Here is a 681-nt window from a genome sequence, read left to right on the forward strand (position 1 = left end):
CCCCTCATCACCGCCATCGGCCTCTCCCTCGCCCTCCAGCAAACCGTCTGGGCCTTCTACCCCGACGCCAAGAAACCCCGGACCTTCCCCCGATTCCACGGAGACGCCTTCGAACTCGCCGGCAACATCCACCTCCAGCGCAACGACCTCTTCGTCCTCGTCGCCGCCCCCCTCTGCATGATCGCCCTCGGCTTCTTCGTCTCCCGCAGCCGCACCGGCCGCGCCATGCAGGCCACCGCCCAGGACCCCGACACCGCCGAACTCATGGGCGTCGACACCAACCGCATCATCGTCCTCGCCTTCGCCATCGGCGGCGCCTTCGCCGCCATCGCCGCCATCGCCCAAGGACTCCGCGCCGGCCAGATCAGCTTCGAAATGGGCTTCATCCTCGGCCTCAAAGCCTTCACCGCCGCCGTACTCGGCGGCATCGGCAACATCTACGGCGCCATGCTCGGCGGCATCGTCCTCGGCATCGCCGAAGCCGCCTCCACCACCTACATCCAGAACATCCCCGGCATGCACCAGCTCGGAGGCGGCGGCTGGAAGGACGTCTGGGCCTTCGTCCTCCTCATCCTCGTCCTGCTGATCAGGCCCCAGGGCCTCCTCGGCGAACGCGTCGCGGATCGGGCGTGACCACCATGACCCCACAGCACCCCACAGACCCCACCAGCCCTACTGGAC

General features: G+C 68.1%; 1 protein-coding gene. It reads left to right on the forward strand.

What is annotated here, in order from left to right; translation table 11 throughout:
* The coding region (locus tag K6I34_RS37755; RefSeq protein ID WP_229332511.1) for a branched-chain amino acid ABC transporter permease at window positions 1-633 on the forward strand (633 nt) is incomplete at its 5' end.
* Window positions 634-681: the final 48 nt, after the last annotated feature.

The sequence above is a fragment of the Streptomyces sp. UNOC14_S4 genome (assembly GCF_020740835.1).
Lineage (GTDB): Bacteria > Actinomycetota > Actinomycetes > Streptomycetales > Streptomycetaceae > Streptomyces.